Annotated in this window: 18 protein-coding genes; 9 read left to right on the top strand and 9 right to left on the bottom strand. The window is 66.4% G+C overall.

Annotation, left to right across the window (positions count from 1 at the left end; all coding sequences use genetic code 11):
- Positions 1 to 148: 148 nt before the first annotated feature.
- Positions 149 to 844, top strand: coding sequence for an Ntn hydrolase family protein (locus ACVJ6E_RS18970; protein WP_120270599.1), 696 nt, complete (start codon positions 149 to 151; stop codon positions 842 to 844).
- Between the two features lie 199 nt (positions 845 to 1,043).
- Here the strand turns inward: ACVJ6E_RS18970 and ACVJ6E_RS18965 are convergent, their stop codons facing one another.
- Genes ACVJ6E_RS18965 through ACVJ6E_RS18950 form a run of 4 tightly spaced genes read right to left on the bottom strand, consistent with a single transcriptional unit; the run spans position 1,044 to position 5,264 of the window.
- Positions 1,044 to 2,318 carry a TRAP transporter large permease gene (locus tag ACVJ6E_RS18965; RefSeq protein WP_067223092.1) on the bottom strand — a complete coding sequence of 425 codons (1,275 nt, stop codon included), beginning with the start codon at positions 2,316 to 2,318 and terminating at the stop codon, positions 1,044 to 1,046.
- A 12-nt stretch (positions 2,319 to 2,330) separates the two neighbouring features.
- Positions 2,331 to 2,840, bottom strand: coding sequence for a TRAP transporter small permease (locus ACVJ6E_RS18960; protein ID WP_120270600.1), 510 nt, complete (start codon positions 2,838 to 2,840; stop codon positions 2,331 to 2,333).
- A 24-nt stretch (positions 2,841 to 2,864) separates the two neighbouring features.
- On the bottom strand, positions 2,865 to 3,851 hold the full coding sequence (locus ACVJ6E_RS18955) for a TRAP transporter substrate-binding protein (RefSeq protein WP_120270601.1): 987 nt from the start codon (positions 3,849 to 3,851) through the stop codon (positions 2,865 to 2,867).
- Between the two features lie 33 nt (positions 3,852 to 3,884).
- Positions 3,885 to 5,264 carry an amidase gene (locus ACVJ6E_RS18950; RefSeq protein WP_199681525.1) on the bottom strand — a complete coding sequence of 460 codons (1,380 nt, stop codon included), beginning with the start codon at positions 5,262 to 5,264 and terminating at the stop codon, positions 3,885 to 3,887.
- Between the two features lie 280 nt (positions 5,265 to 5,544).
- Here ACVJ6E_RS18950 and ACVJ6E_RS18945 point away from each other — a divergent pair, with 280 nt between their 5' ends.
- On the top strand, positions 5,545 to 6,030 hold the full coding sequence (locus tag ACVJ6E_RS18945) for a RidA family protein (RefSeq protein WP_120270603.1): 486 nt from the start codon (positions 5,545 to 5,547) through the stop codon (positions 6,028 to 6,030).
- Between the two features lie 3 nt (positions 6,031 to 6,033).
- On the opposite strand, the gene ACVJ6E_RS18940 is transcribed toward ACVJ6E_RS18945, so the two are convergent.
- Both ACVJ6E_RS18940 and ACVJ6E_RS18935 read right to left on the bottom strand, forming a co-directional pair.
- Positions 6,034 to 6,978: a LysR family transcriptional regulator gene (locus ACVJ6E_RS18940; RefSeq protein ID WP_158592751.1), complete on the bottom strand. Its 945-nt coding sequence runs from the start codon at positions 6,976 to 6,978 to the stop codon at positions 6,034 to 6,036.
- A gap of 125 nt (positions 6,979 to 7,103) precedes the next feature.
- Positions 7,104 to 8,336: a benzoate/H(+) symporter BenE family transporter gene (locus ACVJ6E_RS18935; RefSeq protein ID WP_120270605.1), complete on the bottom strand. Its 1,233-nt coding sequence runs from the start codon at positions 8,334 to 8,336 to the stop codon at positions 7,104 to 7,106.
- 111 nt (positions 8,337 to 8,447) lie between these two features.
- Here ACVJ6E_RS18935 and pdxR point away from each other — a divergent pair, with 111 nt between their 5' ends.
- Both pdxR and ACVJ6E_RS18925 read left to right on the top strand, forming a co-directional pair.
- Positions 8,448 to 9,947 carry a MocR-like pyridoxine biosynthesis transcription factor PdxR gene (gene pdxR, locus ACVJ6E_RS18930; RefSeq protein ID WP_120270606.1) on the top strand — a complete coding sequence of 500 codons (1,500 nt, stop codon included), beginning with the start codon at positions 8,448 to 8,450 and terminating at the stop codon, positions 9,945 to 9,947.
- A gap of 125 nt (positions 9,948 to 10,072) precedes the next feature.
- Positions 10,073 to 10,501 (top strand): VOC family protein, encoded by a 429-nt coding sequence (locus tag ACVJ6E_RS18925; protein WP_120270607.1) that lies wholly within the window; start codon positions 10,073 to 10,075, stop codon positions 10,499 to 10,501.
- Between the two features lie 204 nt (positions 10,502 to 10,705).
- Here the strand turns inward: ACVJ6E_RS18925 and ACVJ6E_RS18920 are convergent, their stop codons facing one another.
- From ACVJ6E_RS18920 to ACVJ6E_RS18910, 3 genes are all read right to left on the bottom strand, one after another.
- Positions 10,706 to 11,239, bottom strand: a complete 534-nt coding sequence (locus ACVJ6E_RS18920) for a hypothetical protein (protein WP_147421914.1) — start codon at positions 11,237 to 11,239, stop codon at positions 10,706 to 10,708.
- Positions 11,240 to 11,349: 110 nt separating this feature from the next.
- Complete coding sequence (locus tag ACVJ6E_RS18915; protein ID WP_120270608.1) at positions 11,350 to 12,150, bottom strand: aspartate dehydrogenase; 801 nt, start codon at positions 12,148 to 12,150, stop codon at positions 11,350 to 11,352.
- Positions 12,147 to 12,977 carry an IclR family transcriptional regulator domain-containing protein gene (locus ACVJ6E_RS18910; RefSeq protein WP_120270609.1) on the bottom strand — a complete coding sequence of 277 codons (831 nt, stop codon included), beginning with the start codon at positions 12,975 to 12,977 and terminating at the stop codon, positions 12,147 to 12,149. The genes ACVJ6E_RS18915 and ACVJ6E_RS18910 overlap by 4 nt, the downstream gene beginning before the upstream one ends.
- A 202-nt stretch (positions 12,978 to 13,179) precedes the next feature.
- On the opposite strand from ACVJ6E_RS18910, the gene ACVJ6E_RS18905 reads away from it, so the two are divergent.
- The 5 genes from ACVJ6E_RS18905 to ACVJ6E_RS18885 all read left to right on the top strand — a co-directional run bounded on the left by ACVJ6E_RS18905 (position 13,180) and on the right by ACVJ6E_RS18885 (position 18,620).
- Complete coding sequence (locus ACVJ6E_RS18905; protein WP_120270610.1) at positions 13,180 to 14,217, top strand: TRAP transporter substrate-binding protein; 1,038 nt, start codon at positions 13,180 to 13,182, stop codon at positions 14,215 to 14,217.
- A 42-nt stretch (positions 14,218 to 14,259) separates the two neighbouring features.
- Positions 14,260 to 14,748 (top strand): TRAP transporter small permease, encoded by a 489-nt coding sequence (locus tag ACVJ6E_RS18900; RefSeq protein WP_199681527.1) that lies wholly within the window; start codon positions 14,260 to 14,262, stop codon positions 14,746 to 14,748.
- Positions 14,749 to 14,820: 72 nt separating this feature from the next.
- Positions 14,821 to 16,122, top strand: coding sequence for a TRAP transporter large permease (locus ACVJ6E_RS18895; RefSeq protein WP_410176329.1), 1,302 nt, complete (start codon positions 14,821 to 14,823; stop codon positions 16,120 to 16,122).
- Between the two features lie 97 nt (positions 16,123 to 16,219).
- Positions 16,220 to 17,035, top strand: coding sequence for an alpha/beta fold hydrolase (locus ACVJ6E_RS18890; RefSeq protein WP_120270611.1), 816 nt, complete (start codon positions 16,220 to 16,222; stop codon positions 17,033 to 17,035).
- Between the two features lie 13 nt (positions 17,036 to 17,048).
- Complete coding sequence (locus tag ACVJ6E_RS18885) at positions 17,049 to 18,620, top strand: amidase (RefSeq protein WP_120270612.1); 1,572 nt, start codon at positions 17,049 to 17,051, stop codon at positions 18,618 to 18,620.
- Positions 18,621 to 18,725: the final 105 nt, after the last annotated feature.

Here is an 18,725-nt window from a genome sequence, read left to right as displayed (position 1 = left end):
GCCCGTTCTCCTTGCACCCGAAGTGGAGAAGGAAAAACGGATCATTCCAATCACGTACGACTGCAGGCTGCATCGCATGGAAGCGAGCTGCGGGTGATGCGTATCCGGCGGGATTTTCCGGACCACACGACCTGAGAGGATCGAAATCATGACCGTCGTGCTTGCCACCGTTTGCCAGGATGGAGTCGTGCTCGGCTCCGACTCGCAGATTACGGACAAGGGGAGAGGCATGACATATCCGGCCCAGAAGCTGCACCCTTTGGGCGAGCTGGCGGCTTGGGGCGGCAGCGGTGCGCGATCGGTGCTGGTCGAGGTCGAAAACTGTTTCAACGAAAACAGTGCGGCCATTCTGGAGGCCCCGGATATCGGCCGCGCGATGCAGGAACAGGTCCTCCCGATCCTGCGCCATCACTACGACACGTTCATCCCGGACGTGCCGGGCGAAGAAGACGGCGGCTCGCCGTCGGCCTACGTGATGGCGGCCGGATGGCGCAAGGGAGAGCCGTGGATCGTCGAGATAACACCCTCCGGCATGATCGGGCACTACGGCGATATCGGCTTCCACGCGATCGGCAGCGGTGCGGCCATGGCACAGCAAGCCGGCTCGCTTCTGTCCCACTTCCACTTGACCGAGCGGTCGCTGCGCTTCGGTTGCGCGGCCGTCCTGCGTGTCCTGGAAGCGCTCGACCTTACCTCCCCCAGCGTCGGCAAGCCCTTCAGCCTGTGTCGTATCGACAAGGACGGTGCGCACCACCTCAGCGACGCAGAGATCGAGAAGGTGACCAAGGACGTGCGTCGATGGGAGGAGGCCGAACAAGCCGCAATCGCCAAAATATTCGAGTGACGAGCCTCGATGCGAGGCTGAACGACAAAGAGGAGGGCGCTCGATATCCGCTTGCATCCTCGACGTGTCGACGGGCCGCAGCAGCACGCCCCCCAAAACAAAACCAGCGCACATGGTCCCATGCGCGCTGGTCGGTGTTGAGGGAAGTCGCTTCGCCGGTGCGCGGGACCCGCGCGGGTGTGCCTGGAAACGTGCCTAGCTAGAAGAACGTGTTCGGCAGCAGCATGCTGAAGAACGGCACGTAGGTCAGGATCACCAGCGCCACCAGCATCAGCGCGATCGTCGGCAGGGCGGCGCGGAAGATCTCGCCCAGCTTCATGTTGGCGACGCCCATGGCGACGAACAGGTTGAGCCCGACGGGCGGGGTCAGCATGCCGACCGACAGGTTGACCAGCATGATGATGCCGAAATGGATCGGGTCGACGCCGACCTGCGCCGCGATGGGCATCATCAGCGGGCCGAGGATGATGATCGCCGAGGCGCTGTCGAGGAAGCAGCCGGCCACCAGCAGGATCAGGTTGAACAGCAGCATCACCACGATGGAATTGCTGGTGTCGCTGAGGATGAAGCTCGCCAGCTGCGCTGGGGTGCCGGAGCTCGCCAGCAGCCAGGAGAAGGCCGAGGCGCCGGCGGTGATCAGCAGCAGCGGGCCGGAGATCAGGCCGGTGTTGCGCAGCACCACCAGCGTGTCCTTGAGCGAGATGGTCCGGTAAACCACCGCGCCGACCAGCCAGCCGTAGAGACAGGCGGCGGCGGCCGCCTCGGTCGGCGTGAAGACGCCGGAATAGATGCCGCCGAGCAGGATGAACGGCAGGCCAAGGCCCCAGGCCGCCTGCGTCAAGGCCGCCCAGATGCTGGCGATGGTCGGCATCGCGTCGCGCGGGTATCCCTTGCGCGCCGAATACCAGCTGGCATAGGCGATCAGGATGCCGCCGATCAGCAGCGCCGGCAGCAGGCCGGCGGCGAACAGCTTGCCGACCGAGGTGCCGGTGACCGAGCCGTAGATGATCAGCGCGATGGACGGCGGCACGATGGGGCCGAGCGTGCCGGCGGTGGTGATCAGGCCGATGGAGAAGTACTTGTCGTAGCCCGCCTTCACCATCGCCGGATAGAGGATCGAGCCGATGGCGATCACCGTCGCCGGGCTGGAGCCGGAGATCGAGCCGAACATCAGGCAGGCGACGACGGCGGCGGCGGCAAGGCCGCCCGGCAGCCAGCCGACGATGGCGCGCGCCAGGTTGATCAGCCGTTCCGACAGGCCGCCGATGCGCATCAGCTCGGCCGCCAGGATGAAGAACGGGATCGACATCAGCGAGAAGTTGTTCATGCCCGAGAACATGCGCATCGGCACGAGCACGGGATCGAGGCCGCCCCAGAAATAGAGCGCGGCGGCCACCGACAGCGCCAGGGCGGCAAAGATGGGCAGGCCGAAAACGAGCAGGCCGAAGAAGACGGGGACGAGTGCGCCGACCATGGATGGGGCTCCTCAGCTCGTTTTGATGTCGACGGAAGGCGGCGTGTAGGCGCGCCCGAACACGAGCTCCTGCAGGACCAGGAGATAGCGGGTGATCATCAGTCCCGCCGAAAACGGGATGACCATGTAGATGTAGCCGACCGGGATGCGCAGGGCCGGCGAGAGCTGGCCCATGCGCGAGGTGTTGATCACCAGCTTGCTGCCGTACCACAGCACCACGCCGGCGAAGATCAGGCCGAGGCAGGCCGCGCCGATCTGCAGCGGCCGCACCATCTTTTCCGGCACGAAGGCGTAGATCGCCTCGACGCTGATGTGGGAGGCGTAGCGCACGCCCATTCCCATCGTCAGGAAGCTCATGGTGATGAAGGCGTAGAGAACCACCTCCTCCGACCAGTAGAGCGAATTGTTGAAGACGTAGCGCGCGATAACCTGCGCAATGGCTACGAGGGTCGCGACCAGTATCAACCCGCTGACCAGCGTGTTCTCGATGACGTCAACCAGCTTGTTCAACCAGGTGATCATGCCGCGACCCTCTTTCTTCGTGGTTTACTCGCCCTTGGCCAGGGCGATCGCCTTGTCCATCAGGGCCGGCGTCACCTTGTCGCGGAACTCGTCGTAGATCGGCTTGGAGGCCTCGATGAACGCCTTGCGGCCTTCCTCGGACAGCTCCTGGATCTCGATCTGGTCCTTGATCGCGTCGAGGATCTTGGCCTCGTCCTCGTTGGTGAACTGGCGGGCAGCGTCACGGCCGACGATCATCGCTTCCGCGATCACGGTCTGCAGGTCTTCCGGCAGGCTTTCCCAGGCCTGCTTGTTCATCACGGCCGCATAGGTGTGGTAGGCGTGGCCGGTCAGGGTCATGTACTTCTGCACCTCGTAGAACTTCATCGAGGCGATGTTGGCGAGCGGGTTCTCCTGGCCCTCGATGACGCCCTGCTGCAGGCCGTTATAGACCTCCACATAGGCCATCGCGGTCGGGTTCGCGCCATAGGCGCGGTAGGTCGACAGGATGGTCGGCGCCTGCAGGGTCCGCATCTTGATGCCGGCGAGATCGGCCGGGCCGTTGATCGGGCGGATGTTGTTGGTCATGTGGCGGAAGCCGGCGCCCCACATGGCGATGCCGTGCAGGTTGTTGGCGTCGAGCGTGCCCAGCAGCTCGGTGCCGACCTCGCCGTCGAGCACCCGCATCATCGCGGCGTTGTCGTTCAGCAGGAACGGCAGGTCGAACAGGTACATCTGCTCGTTGAAGTTGGCGAGGTTGCCGGTCGGCGGGATCGCGATGTGGACAAGGCCCATCTGCGTCTGCTCGATGATCTCGACGTCGCCGCCGAGCTGCGCGGCCGGGCGGATGTTGATCTCGATGCGGCCGTTCGAGTTCTTCTCGACCTCCTCCTTGAACACCACGGCGGCGCGGGCGTTCGGCGTGTCTTCGGTCAGGACATGCGCGAAGGTGAAGGTGAAGTCGGCGGCATGGGCTGCGCCGCCGAACGTGGCGCCAATGGCCAGGACGATCGCTCTGCTCAGGTTTTTCATGGTCTCTCCTCCAAGGGGGGTCGTAAACAGTGATCAGGCCAGCGGTGCCTTGCCGAGCATTTCGGGCCCGGAGCCGATGGCAGTCTCGATGGCCAGGGCCGCCGCCAGCAGGCGGCGTTCCGCCATCGGCGGCGCCATGATCTGCAGGCCGGAGGGAATGCCGTTGGCATCCAGCCCGGTCGGCAGGGTCGCCGCACACCAACCGAACAGGTTGGCGAGCGCGGTGTTGCGGAGGGCCAGCATGTTGGCCTTCCGATAGGTGTCGGGATCGGCGACCTCGGCGATGGTCGGCGCGGTGACCGGAATGGTCGGCGAGACCAGCACGTCGAACGTGTCGAAGGCCTGCGCCGCGGTCCGGCCGTACTGCGCAAGGTTCGCCGCCCGCTGCAGGTAGTCGGAGGCGGTCAGGTCGTTGACCGCTTCGACGCGCGCCATCACCGCCGGGTCGAGCTGGGCGATCCGCTCCGGGAAATTGCGGTCGAGGAACGCGCGCAGCTCCGCTGCCGCCAGGCCGCCGGCGCGGAAGATGGCGAGCGCCTCCTCGGTGCAGGCCAGCGTCACGTCGCCGACATGCGCGCCGGCATTTTCCAGGACCCGCAGGGCCTGGCTGGTGTTCTCGGCGATCGACGGCTCGATATCGTCCCAGACCGTGTTGCGGACGACGCCGATGCGCAGGCCCGAAAGATCCGTAGCCGCAACCGGCTCTGACGCCTGCGGGTCCAGCGCGGCAAAGGCATAGGCAAGGTCCGCAACCGTGCGGGCCAGCAGGCCGGGCGTGTCGAGCGAGGGCGACAGCGGGACGATGCCCTCCAGCGACCAGCGGCCATGGGTGATCTTCAGCGCCGTCTGTCCGGTGAAGGAGGCGGGAATGCGGACCGAACCGGCCGTGTCGGTGCCCAGCGCCAGCAGCGCCGACCCTTGCGCCAGCGACACGCCGGCGCCCGAGCTCGAGCCGCCGGGGACGCGAGGGGTCTCGCGCGACGACCACGGATTGACCGGCGTGCCGGCATGCGGGTTGGTGCCGAGGCCGCCGAACGCGAATTCGACCGTGTGGGTCTTGCCGGTCACCACGCCCATCTGCGCCAGCAGCGCCTTCACCACCGGTCCGGCGGCCTCCCAGTCCTTCGGGAAGACCGCGTTGGTGCCGGCATGGGTCGACAGGCCGGGAACGCCGAACAGGTCCTTGACCGAAACGGGAATGCCCATCAGCGGGCCGAGATCGATGCCCGATGAGATCAGCGTGTCGAGGGCGGCCGCCTGGGCCTTGGCGCGCTCGCCCGCCCATGTGCGGTAGGCGTTCAGCACCGGCTCGCTCGCCGCATGGCGCTGCGCGGCCGCGCTCACGAGATCGGAGGACCGCACCTTTCCGGCGCGGAGATCCGCCGCGATCATTGCCAGAGATTGTGACTGCACCTGTTGGCCCCTGCTGGTGTGACACCCAGCCTGGACATTACGAGAAAACCGGGGCGCGACCACTCGCCTCTTCGCTGCGGCGCAGCACCGCCGTGCAGGGTCGCGGCGGCTCACATTCGGCTAAATATATGTATTATAATATTAATTCAGCCCCAAACCGAACCTTACCCTAGGTCATGAGTTGCCGATATGGCAACACTGCGTTGCCGCCAACGCACACTCAGCCGCATCGGTTTTGCCTAGTTTGCCATCCGTCAATGCCTAATCCTGGAGCACGTTCATGCCGCATGAGACCGAAGCCCGTCTGAAGGAAATGGGAATCGTCCTGCCCCGCAGGCCCAAGCCCGTCGGCAATTATCTGCCCGGCGTCGTCGTCGGAAACATTCTCTACACCTCCGGCACGCTGGGCACCCAGCCCGACGAGAACGACAACGACGTCCTGCCCTATGTCGGCAAGGTGGGATCGGACCTCACCATCGAGGAAGGCTATGCCTCGGCCCGCCTGATGGCGATCAATCACCTGGCCATGATGAAGGCGGTCCTCGGCGATCTCGACCGCGTCAAGCGGATCGTCAAGATGATCGGCTATGTCACCTGCGCGCCGGGCTTCACCGAGCCGCACCTGGTGCTGAACGGCGCCTCGGATCTCTTCGTCGAGCTGTGGGGCAAGGAGAACGGGATGCACGCGCGTGCCGCGCTCACCCAGCACGAACTGGGCCTCAACGCGCCCATCGAAGCCGACCTCACGGTCGAGCTTCACGCCTGAACGTCACGCCTGAGCAGCCCTCAGTCGCCGTAGCATGTTGGCGTCGCTCTTCTCGTATTTGGGGAAGTTCGACGTCAACATGGCGATGAACGCGTCGCAGGCCGGGGACCGCCGCTGGTCCCGGCGCACGATCGCGTAGATGAAGCGGTGCTCGAAGTCCCCGCAGGCGAGGTTGAGCGGCACGAGCTCGCCCGCCTCGACCTCGCGCAGGGCCGCCTGCAGCGGCACATAGACGATCGCGTTGGACCGGATCGCGTGGCGGATCAGGAAGTGCAGCTGGTCCGCGACCATGATCGCCTTCGGCTTGCCGCCGAACTTGCGAAACGCCCTGTGGACCAGGTGATGGATGCCGTAGCTGTCGTCCGGCAGCACGCAGTCGCATTCGGCGATGTCCGGCAGCTTCACCGCCCGCCCGTCGGCAAAGGGATGCGAGGGCGGCACCAGGGCCAGCAGCGGCTGGCGCCATTGCCCGACGATCTCGATCATCGGATGGGAGAAGTGGTCGTAGACGAAGCCGACCTGGCAGATGCGCTTTTCCAGCACCTCCAGGACGCGCTCGCGCCCCTTGATCCGCATGCGGAATTCCACGGCCGGGAACTTCTTGCGGAACGCAAGGATCTGTTCCGACAGATAGGGGTCGGTGATGCCGTCCACCGTGGCGATGGAGACGCTGCCCGACTTCAGCTTCCGCAGATCGGACATTTCCCCGCGGATCAGGTCGATCTGGCCGAGGATCGAGGAGAAATGCTCGGCCGCAAGCGTGCCCGCCTCGGTCAGCTGCACCCCGTTGGCGCGTCGGTCGAGCAGCGGCTCGCCGAACTCCCGTTCCAGCTTGGCGATCTGCCGGCTGATGGCCGAGGGCGACACATGCAGCCGATCGGCGGCCAGGCGGATGGAGCCCAGATGCACGACTTCCAGGAAATAGCGGCAGGCGGTTAAGTTGAGCATCGTGAACCCGGATCGCCAGCTTCTGCGTTTCGGCCAAGCCATTGCTCGCACGCATGAGATCCGGCCTTATACCACCCGCCGCCGGGTTGTGTAGCGCGGCCCGCATCCGGCGCGGGCCGCCCTTCTCACTTCGCCGCGCCCTTGCCCACGGCGAGGCCCGCCCCTTCGCGGCGCGGCAGGCGGCCGTTGAGGACGAGGTGGGCGACAAGACCGATCACCAGACCCCAGAACGCCCCGCCGATGCCGAGCAGCGTGATGTTCGCCGCCGAGGCGAGGAAGGTGATCAGCGCCGCCTCGCGCGAGGCCGGGTCGGCCATCGCACCGGCCAGGCTGCCGCCGATGGTGCCGAGCAGCGCCAGGCCGGCAAGGGTCGTGATGAAGCTCGCCGGAAAGGCCATGAAGACGGCGGCGAGCGTCACGCCGAACACGCCGACCAGCACATAGAAGCAGCCCGCCGCGATACCGGCGATCCACCGCTTGGCCGGGTCCTCATGGGCTTCCCGGCCGGTGGCGATCGCCGCCGTGATCGCCGCGATGTTGAAGGCATGCGAGCCGAACGGGGCCATGAGGAGCGAGCCGAGCCCGGTCACGGTGACGATGGGGTTGGCGCTGGTCTTGAAGCCGTCGTTGCGCAGCACCAGCATGCCCGGCATGTACTGGCCGCTCAAGGTGATGAGGAACAGCGGCAGCGCGACCGAAAGCAGCGCGTTCAGCGAGAATTCCGGCATGGTGAAGACGGGCGCTGCGAGCTCCAGCCTCAGCCCCGACAGGTCGACCCGGCCCTGCGTCAGCAGGAAGACCAGCCCCAGGGCGAGGATGCCGACCACGGCATAGCGGGCGGAAAAGCGCTTCAGCACCACATAGGCGATGACCAGCAGACCCACCAGCAGCGGATCGACATTCGCCCCGCCGAACGCGCCGATGCCGAACTGCAGCAGGATGCCGGCGAGCAGGCCCGAGGCGATGCCCGGCGGGATCAGCCGGATGACCTTCTCGAAGCAGCCCGAAAGCCCGAGCACGACGAAGGCCGCGGCCGAGATCATGTAGGCGCCGATGGCTTGCGGATAGGGCGTCGTCGCCAGCGCCGCGACCAGGAAGGCCGCCGCCGGCGTGGACCAGGCGGTGATGATCGGCTCGCGGTAGCGCCAGCTCAGGAAAAGCCCCGTCAGGCCGACGCCGATGGAGACCGACCAGACCCAGGAGGCCGTCAGTTCGGGGCTCAGCCCCGCGACCTTGGCGGCCTGGAACACCAGGATGAACGTGCCGCCATAGTTGACGATGACGGAGATCAGGCCCGCCACGACCGGATGCGTCAGATCGCCGAGGCGGAGGGAGGACGGGGAGATGCGGGACGACATGATCTGCGACGGTCTCCGGACGTTGGGACGGGCGGCCGACGGGCCGGCTTGACAAATATCCGGTCAATGGCCTGATACACCCTGCCACTTTTCGCGAATGGACCAGACCATTTGTTCAAGCACTCCCAACTGGAATCGGTGAAGGCATGGATCGCCCATCCCGCCCATGCGGCGATGCCGCTTCATGCGCGGATCCAGCGGGCGATCCGCCAACTGATCGTCGATGGCGCGCTGGGTCCGGGCAAGCCGCTGCCGGCCTCTCGGGCGCTTGCCGCCTCGCTCGGTGTGTCGCGCGACACGGTGGAGGCCGCCTACGGGCAGCTGCATGCGGAGGGTTTCATCGACCGCCGGGTCGGCAGCGGCAGCTTCGTCTCGCAGATGAGCGAGTTCACGCCCGGGCACAGCCAGTCCCGCCGCGACGCGCTCGCACGCCATCGGGCGCCGGCCCTCAGCCGGCGCGGGGCGGCCGTGTTCCGCGGCGGCGGGGTGCGCGAGATGCTGGACCCGCGCCCGTTCGCGCCCGGCGTGCCGGAAACCCGCACCTTTCCCCTGGCGCTGTGGGAACGGCTGGAACGGCAGGTCGTCAAGGAGGTCGGCACCCAGGCGCTGGCTCATGGCGATCCGCAGGGAACCGAGCCGCTGCGCCGAGCCATCGCCGACTATGTGAACCTGGAGCGCGGGGCGCGCGCCACCGCCGACCGGGTGCTGGTCCTCACCAGTTCGCAGCAGGCCATGTCGCTATGCGCCACCATGCTGCTCGATCCCGGCGACCGCATCTTCATCGAGGACCCGGCCTATTACGGTGCGCGCAAGGCGTTCGACGCGGCGGGGCTCGACTACGTGCCCGTTCGCGTCGACCGGCAGGGCATTGCCGTCGAGCAGATCACGACCGAGCCGCGCGAGGTCAAGGCGGTGTTCCTGACGCCGTCCCATCAGTTCCCGACCGGCGCAACGCTGGCGCTGGACCGCCGCCTGGCGCTGATCGAGTGGGCCGTCCGGCACCGGGCGTGGATCATCGAGGACGATTACGACAGCGAGTTCCGCTATGCCGGCAAGCCGACCGCCTGCGTGCAGGGGCTCGATCCGCACGAGCGCACCATCTATATCGGCACCTTCACCAAGTCGCTCTTTCCGGGCCTGCGGATCGGCTATGTCGTGCTGCCGCCGCAGCTGGTGACGCCGATGACGGTGGCGCGCACGCTGCTCGACGGGCATTCCGCGCAGCTGCCGCAGCTGACGCTGGCCCGTTTCATGGAAGGCGGGCATTTCGGCGCCCATGTGCGCACCATGCGCGGCATCTATGCCCAACGGCTCGAGGTTCTGGCGCACCTTGTGCGCACGCATCTGGCGGAGTTCGTCGAGCCGCGCGTCCCCATCGGCGGATTGCAGATGCCCTGCGCCCTGACTGGCGCCCTGTCGGAACGCGCCGCCATCGACGCGGCGCGGCGTGTCGGGATCGAGCTTCTGGGACTGTCCGCCCTGCATGCCCTCGGCAAGCCTGAGCCGGGCGTCCTGATGGGCTTTGCCGCCTATACGCCGGCCGAGATCGAGACCGCGGTCCGCAAGCTGGCGACCGCCTATCGGGCAGCGGCCGGACAGGGGGCCGGATAGCGCCGCGCCCTTCCCGCCCACCCGCGACGTTGCGAGCCATTGCGTCCAGGCCGCGCTCCGATGTTTCCTTGAAATCCGGCGACGGGCACAGCACCGACCGGCCCACCGCGACAGAAGGAACGACCATGGAAACCACCCGACTGCATCGCGGCCGCCTGATCGATCACATCCAGCTTGTGGTGCGCGATCTGAAGGCGAGCGAGACCTTCTACACGGCGGTCCTGTCGGTGCTGGATATCCCCGTCGTCAGCACGGGCAACGGCTACTTCATGGCGGACGAACTCGTCGTCTCCTCTCCCGACAGCGTCACGGCATCGGGCAGCCTGACCGGGCGGCACCACATCGCCTTTCAGGCGAAAGACCGCGAGAGCGTCGACGCCTTCCACCGCGCCGGGCTGGCGAATGGCGGCCGCGACAACGGCGCCCCCGGCTTGCGGGCCTATCACCCAGGCTACTACGCAGCCTTCCTGCTCGACCCGGACGGGAACAATATCGAGGCGGTCTACCAGGGCGAAGCCCAGCGCAACGTGCCCTCGGTCACCATCGATTTCTAATACCGAGCGGAAGCGACGTGTTGTCTTTCCCAAAAGATCTCGAACGTCGGCCGATATTGATGCAACGCGTGCAACCATCGGAAGGAGCATTCCGCCTGCCGTGCCCAAGCGGATCTTTCACCAGCAAAGTCCTGCCTAGACTATAACAAATAAATCTTGATCGTTTCCTGACGATATTTCAGTAAACTCTACACAAAAATAACATTACGGATCTGCATAGCCTGGAGCCTGGAATATTCTCTGCCTATTCCCAAACCAAACAAGACGAGCAGGAAGATCGTAATCCGGATAATCTATAAGATCCGGCCAGTCCGCATGGGGACGCCTCTCATATTTTGTCTCATAATCGGTTTTGAACCAGCGATTCATTACCGTAACGCTGCGGGGAGGCAAGGTCTTGGTTTTTTTCTCATTTAAAGGAAGCTGAAGAAATCGAGCGTGCAACCACTCAGCATAGTCCAAGGTTGCTCTGGTGACCTTCAGCTTCTTACCAGACGGTTCGGCCGTCACGATCTCTCCCAGCCAGATCTGGCGTTCACGAGTCACTTGTTGGAGCTTGTGGTGCTCTTCGGTGAGGCGAGTATGCACAGCATTTCCAATACCGACATACTGAAGTGTTCTTGAGCGCTGATAGGGCCTACGCCCAAGGCACATATAGAGGGCATGCCCATAGTCGGACTTGGCCGCTTCGCGAGCACTGTCCAAGTCATAGGGGCCGAACCAGTCGACAGCGATCATCAAGTGTTTGGGCATCTGCAAAACCTTAAAAATATGATCGAACCAAAGCTCTAATGCGAGAATAGTGTGTTCGTAATTTTCTAAATAGTCTAGTCCTTTAGAAGCCCCCCCTACACCAGCCGCACCGAGTTGGAGCCGCTGTTCAGGAACGACAGGATGCTGAAGACCGTCGTGCCGGAGGTGCGCGGGTTGATGCTCAAGGGGGTTGCGGTCGTCTCGAAGCGGAAGCTGCCGAGCACGCCGTCCGCCTCCACCACGTGGCGGTTGATTACCGCGCCCGGGTCGGCGATCAGCGAGACGGTCGTTTCGTCGAAGCCGGGGCCGGCAAGGGCGACGGTCGCGGCGACATTGGCATTGGCCGGGTAGAGCTGCGCCACCTCGCGCGCCGAGCCGGTGAAGAAGGTCGTCGGGGCATCCAGTGCATCGAGATCGACGCACTGTTCGGCCGGCGTGCCGCGCCAGGCGCGGCTCGGCTTGATGCCGGTATAGCGGACCGCCTGCCGGCCGGCGATCTGCGCCGTCGCCAGCGCATCGAGCGCGCCGATAGCGCCGCTGACCACATGGATCTCCGCGCCGGTTTCGCGCGCCGTCGCCTCCAGCCCCTTTCGGAACGCATCGTCCGCCAGCGCGCCGGAAGAGGCCAGCACCAGGCGGCAGCCGCTCGCCACCACGTCGCCCGCATGCTGCCTCAGGCCGGCATGGCCGGCCGCCTCGATCACCGTGTCCACATCCGCATCCAGCTCCGCGATGGAGCCGACGAAGCGGGCGTCCTGCCAGGCGTGGTCCGGCGCGCCGATGCGCTCGGGGCGGACCACGATGTTCTTGACGCGCACGGCCGTGTTGCCGGCGAGCGAGGCCAGCAGCGTCCGGGTGATGCCCCCGAAACCGATGATCGCAATGTTTGCCGTCACGCCCTGTCGATCCTCAAATTGGCGGTGAAAATTTCCGACAGCTCGCCGGCCGCCCTGATCAGGGAGGCCTCCAGCTGCTTTTCGTCGTGTTCGCGGATGCGGTTGCTCGGGCCGACGATGGAGACGGCGTAGATCACGCCGATCTGCGGCAGGTGCAGCGGGGCGGCGATGCCCATCAGCCCGCGGTCGATCTCCTCGCGGCAATAGGCGATGCCGCTCTCGCGCACCGCCCGGTATTCCTTCTTCACCGCCGCCGGCGAGGTCAGCGTCAGGTCGGTCAGGGGGGTGAGCTCCTGCTTGAGGATGCGGTCCCATTCGGCCTCGTCGCGATAGGCGAAGATCGCCTTGGCGGAGGCGGCCGCATGGGCCGGCATGATCCGTCCGGGATTGACGAAGCCGTGCGCGTCCTTGGCCGGGGTCACCAGCACGGCGGTCTCGACGCGGTCGCCGCGCAGCACCGACAGGAAGGCGGATTCCTTGAACTCCTCGGCCAGGCGATGCAGCACCGTCTGCGACAGGGCGACGATCTGCTGCGGGTCGACAGCGCTGCCGAGCAGGCGGCGGATGCGGTTGCCGAGCATGTAGACCTTGCGCCCGCGCCCCGTGCCCTCGCCGCTCTCGCCCTCGCCATCCCCGTCGGGCCCGCCGACGGCGATGCAGTCGGCCTTCACCAGCCCGGCGATCAGCCGGTGCACGGAGGCTTTCGGCAGGTCCAGCGCCGCCTGCAAGCCGCTGAAGCCCAGCCCGTCGGGATTGCGCGCGACCAGTTCCAGCAGCTGCAGCTGGCGCTCCAGAAGGTCGCGACCTTCGCCTGTCTTCTCCGACACCTGTTTCTCCCCCTGGCAAGGCGCCCGTTCAAAAAGCGCTTGACGTCCGCACTCTCATCATCACAAATTTGTTCCACATTGCAATACAAAAGTTCCACTAAACGGAACTTGTTTCGCCTGACGGAACTCCCGCCTGGCGGAACCAAGGGTGGAACAACCAGGGTTCGAGTGCCTTCCAACAAACCAGAGGGAAGTGGGTCTTATGAGGAAGTTCAAGAAGTTCACCGGCGCGCTGGCTGTCGCGCTGATGGGGGCCTGCGCCCTGACCACGTCGAGCATGGCGGAAGACGCGCAGGTCCGACTGCGCCTGTCGCACAACCTGCCGACCAACAATGCGCTGCATTACGGCGTGCTGGAGCCCTGGGCGAAGTCCATCGGCGAGGCGTCGAACGGCTCCATCGCCATCGACATTTTCCCGGCGCAGCAGATGGGTCCGGCCAAGGACCACTACAACATGGCGCGCGACGGCATCGTCGACATCGCCTTCTACCTGGTCGGCATCGAGCCGGGCCGCTTCCCCATCGTCTCGGCGGCGGAAATCCCGTTCCTCGTCTCGGCCAACGACCGCGGCTCGCGTGCGCTCTACGAGTGGTACATGCCCTATGCCGAGACCGAGATGTCCGACGTCAAGGTCTGCAACACCTTCTATGACGGCGGCGGCACCGTCCACGCCAAGAAGAAGATCGAGCGCCCGGCCGACCTTGCCGGCCTGAAGATCCGCTCTCCCAACGTGATGGCGGCCGAGCTCTACCGTCTCGGCGGTGCCTCGCCGATCCAGATGTCGGCGAACGATGCGGCCGAGGCCGTCGAGCGCGGCGTCGTCGATGCGATCTCCTTCCCGTGGAAGCTGCTCCAGGCGCTCGGCGCCGATCGCACCCTGCACTACCACATGGACACGACGCTCTACTCGCTGGCGACCGCGATCCTGATCAACAAGTCGTCCTACGAGCGCCTGTCCGACGCACAGAAGGCCGTGATCGACAGCCATTGCAGCGCCGACTGGTCGGAAAAGCTGCCCGTCGCCTGGACCAACTTCGAGAACGAGGGCCGCGAGGTCCTGCTCGGCAAGCCGGAGCATGACGTCTACAAGCTCACCGACGAACAGCTCGGCGAGTGGAAGGAACTGGCGAAGGGCGTCCAGGCCAAGTGGGCCGCCGATGTCGCGGTCAAGGGCGTCGACGGCGAGAAGGTGTTCGGCAACCTGAAGGCGCTGCTCGAGAAGTACGACGCCGCCTACTGACGCCTGCCCGCTTCGGGCTCTACCTGAAAAACGAGAAGCGCCATGCGAATTCTGAAGACCATCCTGGAAGCTGTGCCAGCGGTTCTGCTGCTCGCCATGGCGCTTCTCACCTCCGTGTCGGCCGCGACGCGCTACCTGATCAACACGCCGGTTCCCGACGAGTTCGAGATCTCGCGCATGCTGCTCAGCATCGTCGTCTGCTGGGGCATGGCCGCCGCCTTCCATTACAACGACCATATCCGCCTGGACGTGTTCTGGGGCCGCGCCGGCCCGCTCGCCCGCAGGATCCTGTCGCGCACCGGCACCGTCCTCAGCCTCGTCATCGTCGGCATCTATTCGGTCGCCCTGTTCTTCAAGGTGCTGGACACGATGCGGGCCGGGCTGCTGACCATCGATCTCGGCCTTTCGGTCTGGGGGTTCCAGTTCGCCGCCTGGCTCGGGACGCTCGCCTCCGTCGCCGTGCTGCTCGCCCAGACCATCTGGCCGCCCGCCCATCTCGTCGACGAACAGCCCATCGACCCGGCGCTGTAATCCGGCCGCCGCGCGCCTACCTGCCGTCCCCGTTTCGAGATCCCGACTTCAGACCCTGAGAGACAAGACATGCTGGACACCAACCTCGTGATGTTCCTCGGGTTCGGTCTGACCTTGCTGCTGTGCGCGCTGCGCGTGCCCATCGGCCTTGCCATGGGCAGCTCGGGCATCATCGGCTTCGGACTGCTGACCGGGTTCGAGCCGGCCTTCCGCCTCGTCTCCCATTCGGTCATCTCGACTTTTTCCGACTACACGATGGGCCTGATCCCGCTGTTCATCCTGATGGGTGCGGTCGCGGTCGCCTCGGGCATCAGCGCGGACCTCTTCCGCGCCGCCCAGCTGTGGTTCGGCGGCTTCCGCGGCGGGCTCGCGGCGGCGACCATCGCCTCCTGCGGCGGCTTTGCCGCGATCTGCGGCTCGTCGGCTGCGACCGCCGCCACCATGACCCGCCTCGCCCTGCCGGAGATGAAGCGCTACGGCTATTCGGAGCGGCTGGCCACCGGCGTCATCGCCGCCGGCGGCACGCTCGGCGTGCTCATTCCGCCCTCCATCGCGCTCGCCATCTACGGGCTCCTGACGCAGCAGAGCATCGGCCTGCTGTTCATGGCCGGCGTGGTGCCGGGCATCATTGCCATCGCCTTCTACATGCTGACCGCGCGGCTGTGGCTGATGCGCCGTCCCGAGGACGCGCCGGCCGGCATCGTGCCGCCCTTGCGCGAGCGCGTCGTCAGCCTCACCCGGCTCAGCCCGATCATTCTGCTCTGCCTCACCGTGATCGGCGGCATCTACGGCGGCATCTTCACGCCGACCGAAGCGGGCGCGGTCGGCGCCACCGGCGCCATCGTCATCGCCTTCGCCTCGCGCCGCTTCTCCTTCGAGCGCCTGTTCATCTCGCTGACCGAGAGCGTGCGCACGGCCGCCGCGATCCTGACGATCCTCGCCGGCGCCCTGCTGTTCGGCTACTTCCTGACGATCACCCAGACGCCGCAGAAGGTGGCGCAGGTGCTGCTGGACGCCGATCTCGGCGCCTATGGCACGCTGCTGGTGATCCTTGCCGTGATGCTGGTGCTGGGCTGCGTGATGGACTCGGCCGCGGTCGTCATCCTCACCGTGCCGATCGTCTATCCGATCATCACCCAGCTCGGCTTCGACCCGATCTGGTTCGGCGTCATCGTCACCATGACCGTCGAGATCGGCATGATCAGTCCGCCCTTCGGCCTGAACGTCTTCGTCATCAAGGGAATATCGAAGAACACCGACATCTGGGAAATCTACAAGGGCGTCGCGCCGTTCATCCTCGCCGACATCGTCCGCATCGCCGTGATGATCCTGTTTCCCTCGCTCGTCCTTTTCCTGCCGAACCTGCTTCGGTAGGCGCTCCCCGCGGCCGGTGCTCCCGGCCGCGAGGCTGCCTTTCCTTGCAAGCATTGCGCCGGGCTGCTCCCGGCATCTCAAGACCGGGAAGTGTGTATTGGCCTTTGCAGATATCGAAAACGGGCGGCTCCACTACGAGGTGCTCGGGCACGGACGCCCCCTGTTCCTCGTCTCCGGTCTCGGCGGCGTCGGCGAGTTCTGGCGCGCCCAGGCCGAGCGTCTGGCGCGCGACTTTCAGGTCGTCCTGCATGATCACCGCGGCACCGGCCGCAGCGAGACGCAGACCAGCGACTATACGGTCGAGCTGATGGCGAACGACGTGCTGGCCCTGATGGACCATCTCGGCGTCGAGCGCGCGTCCATCGTCGGCCATTCGACCGGCGGCATCATCGCCCAGACCATGGCCCTCACCCGTCCCGAGCGGGTCGGCGACCTGGTGCTCAGCGCCTCCTGGGCGCATGGCGATGCCTATTTCCGCAGCCTGTTCGGCCTGCGCCTCGCCGTCCTCAAGGGACTGGGGCTCGAGGCGTACGAGCAGTTCGGCCGGCTGTTCCGCTACCCGCCCTGGTATTTCGGCGAGGAGCCCGAGGCCCTGACCCCGACGGTCGGGGAAAGCGGCAGCGAGGAGATCATCGCCAGCCGCATCGGCGTGCTGCTCGACTTCGATTCCCGCGCAGAGCTGCCGCGCATTTCCTCGCGCACCCTGGTGATCGGCGCCGAGGATGACGCGATCACCCCGCGCTACCTGTGGAACGAGCTGGCGCAGAACATTCCGAACGCGGTCCTGACCACGCTGCCGACCGGCGGGCATTTCTGCCCGCAGACCCAGCCGGACCTCTACCATCGTCACCTGCACGACTTCCTGGTCGAAGGCCGGATGACGTCCCCCGCCGCCGCCGCCGCCGCCAGCTGAGAGGAGCCGCCCCATGTGGAAGAGCAAGGACCTGCCGGAACTGCTTCGCGCCGTCGCGCAGTACCGCGACTACGGCCATCTGGACCGCATCCCGCAGTGGGAAGAGCGCCTGCGCGTCAACGAACTGGAGCTGCGCCAGTTCGCCGCCCTGCCGCATGAGGACGCTCAGCCGCAGTTTACCGCCGGCCTTCCTGCCGCCGCCGAAAAGCCCGCCGCCCTGCCCTTGAGCGACGGCGCGCCGGGCACCGCCCTTGCCATTGCCGCCAGCGTGCGGCGGGGCGAGGTCTCGGTGTCGGAGATCGCCGAGGCCTATATCGCCCGCGCGGAAGCCGTCGCCGACATGAACCTCTTCACCGCCTTCGACGCCGGCCTGGTGCGCAAGGAGGCACGCGATCTCGACGACCGCGCGGCGAAGGGCGAGGATCTCGGCCCGCTCGCCGGCGTGCCGGTGCCGGTCAAGGATTACATGTTCGTGCGCGGCTATCCGCGCACCGGCGGCACGAAGGCCATGCCGGCGAGCCTCGACCACGACGACGCGCCGGTCGTCGCCAACCTGCGCAAGGCGGGCGCCCTGATCGGCGGCATGACCAACCTGCACGAGCTCGCCTATGGCGCGACCGGCATCAACCCGCATTTCGGCGCCGTCGCCAATCCCGGCCATCCCGGCCACATCATCGGCGGCTCCAGCTCCGGCTCGGCCGGTGCGGTCGTGGCCGGCCTTGCGCCGGTGGCGGTCGGCACCGACACGTCCGGCTCGATCCGCCTGCCGTCCGCGCTGTGCGGGGCGACCGGCTTCAAGCCGAGCTACGAGAGCATCAGCCGCGAGGGCGTGATGCCGCTGGCCTGGTCGCTCGACCATGTCGGGCCGATTGCCGGCAACGTGCGCGATGCCGCGCTGCTCTTCGCCGTCATGGCGGGGCGTGCGCCGGAGATCTGCGTCCCCCCGTCCGACCTTGAGATCGGACGCCTGCGCTTCGGCAAGCCGACCAACCATTTCTACGAAGAGGTCGACGGCGAGATCCTTGCCCGCCTGGAGAGCCTGATCACCCTGCTCGCCGGCGAAGGCCACGCGATCGTTCCCACGCCCCTGAGCGCGGTCGAGAACTGCCTGCCGATCCACGTCCAGACCGTCAGCGCCGAGGCCTCGCAGGCCTATTGGCAGGCGCTGGCGGAGCATCCCGAGCTGCTCGGCGAGGATGTTCGGGTGCGGCTCGAGGTCGGGCAGTTCTTGGCGGCCGTCGACTACGTCAAGGCCCAGCGCCTGCGCACGGTGCAGCGCGAGGCGCTGCAGGCCGCCTTCGCCGATGTCGACGTGCTGATCACCCCGACCATCGCGACCACCGCTCCGAAGATCGGCGCGACCAGCGTGATCATCGACGGCGCCGAGCGGCCGCTGCATCCGGCGCTGACCCGCTTCACAACGCCGTTCAACCAGTCCGGCCTGCCGGCGATCACCTTGCCCTGCGGCGTCAACTCGGCCGGCCTGCCCATCGGCGTCCAGCTTGCCGGCGCCTTCGGCAGCGACGAGCAGCTGCTGCGCATCGCCGCCGAGGTCGAGCGCGTCATCGCCAAGATGCTGGCCTGATGTTCGCCTGACGTCCGGGCTGACGCCCGCCACCCCAAAACTGGCACCCGAACCAGCAAGGAGACCCCCGCGCCCGGAAGCCGGGGCTCCCGGCTGCACCGGGAA

This window comes from Stappia sp. G46H5W (assembly GCF_058448995.1).
The sequence above is the reverse complement of the archived record's forward strand: the minus strand, read 5'-3'. Positions and strand labels throughout refer to the sequence as shown.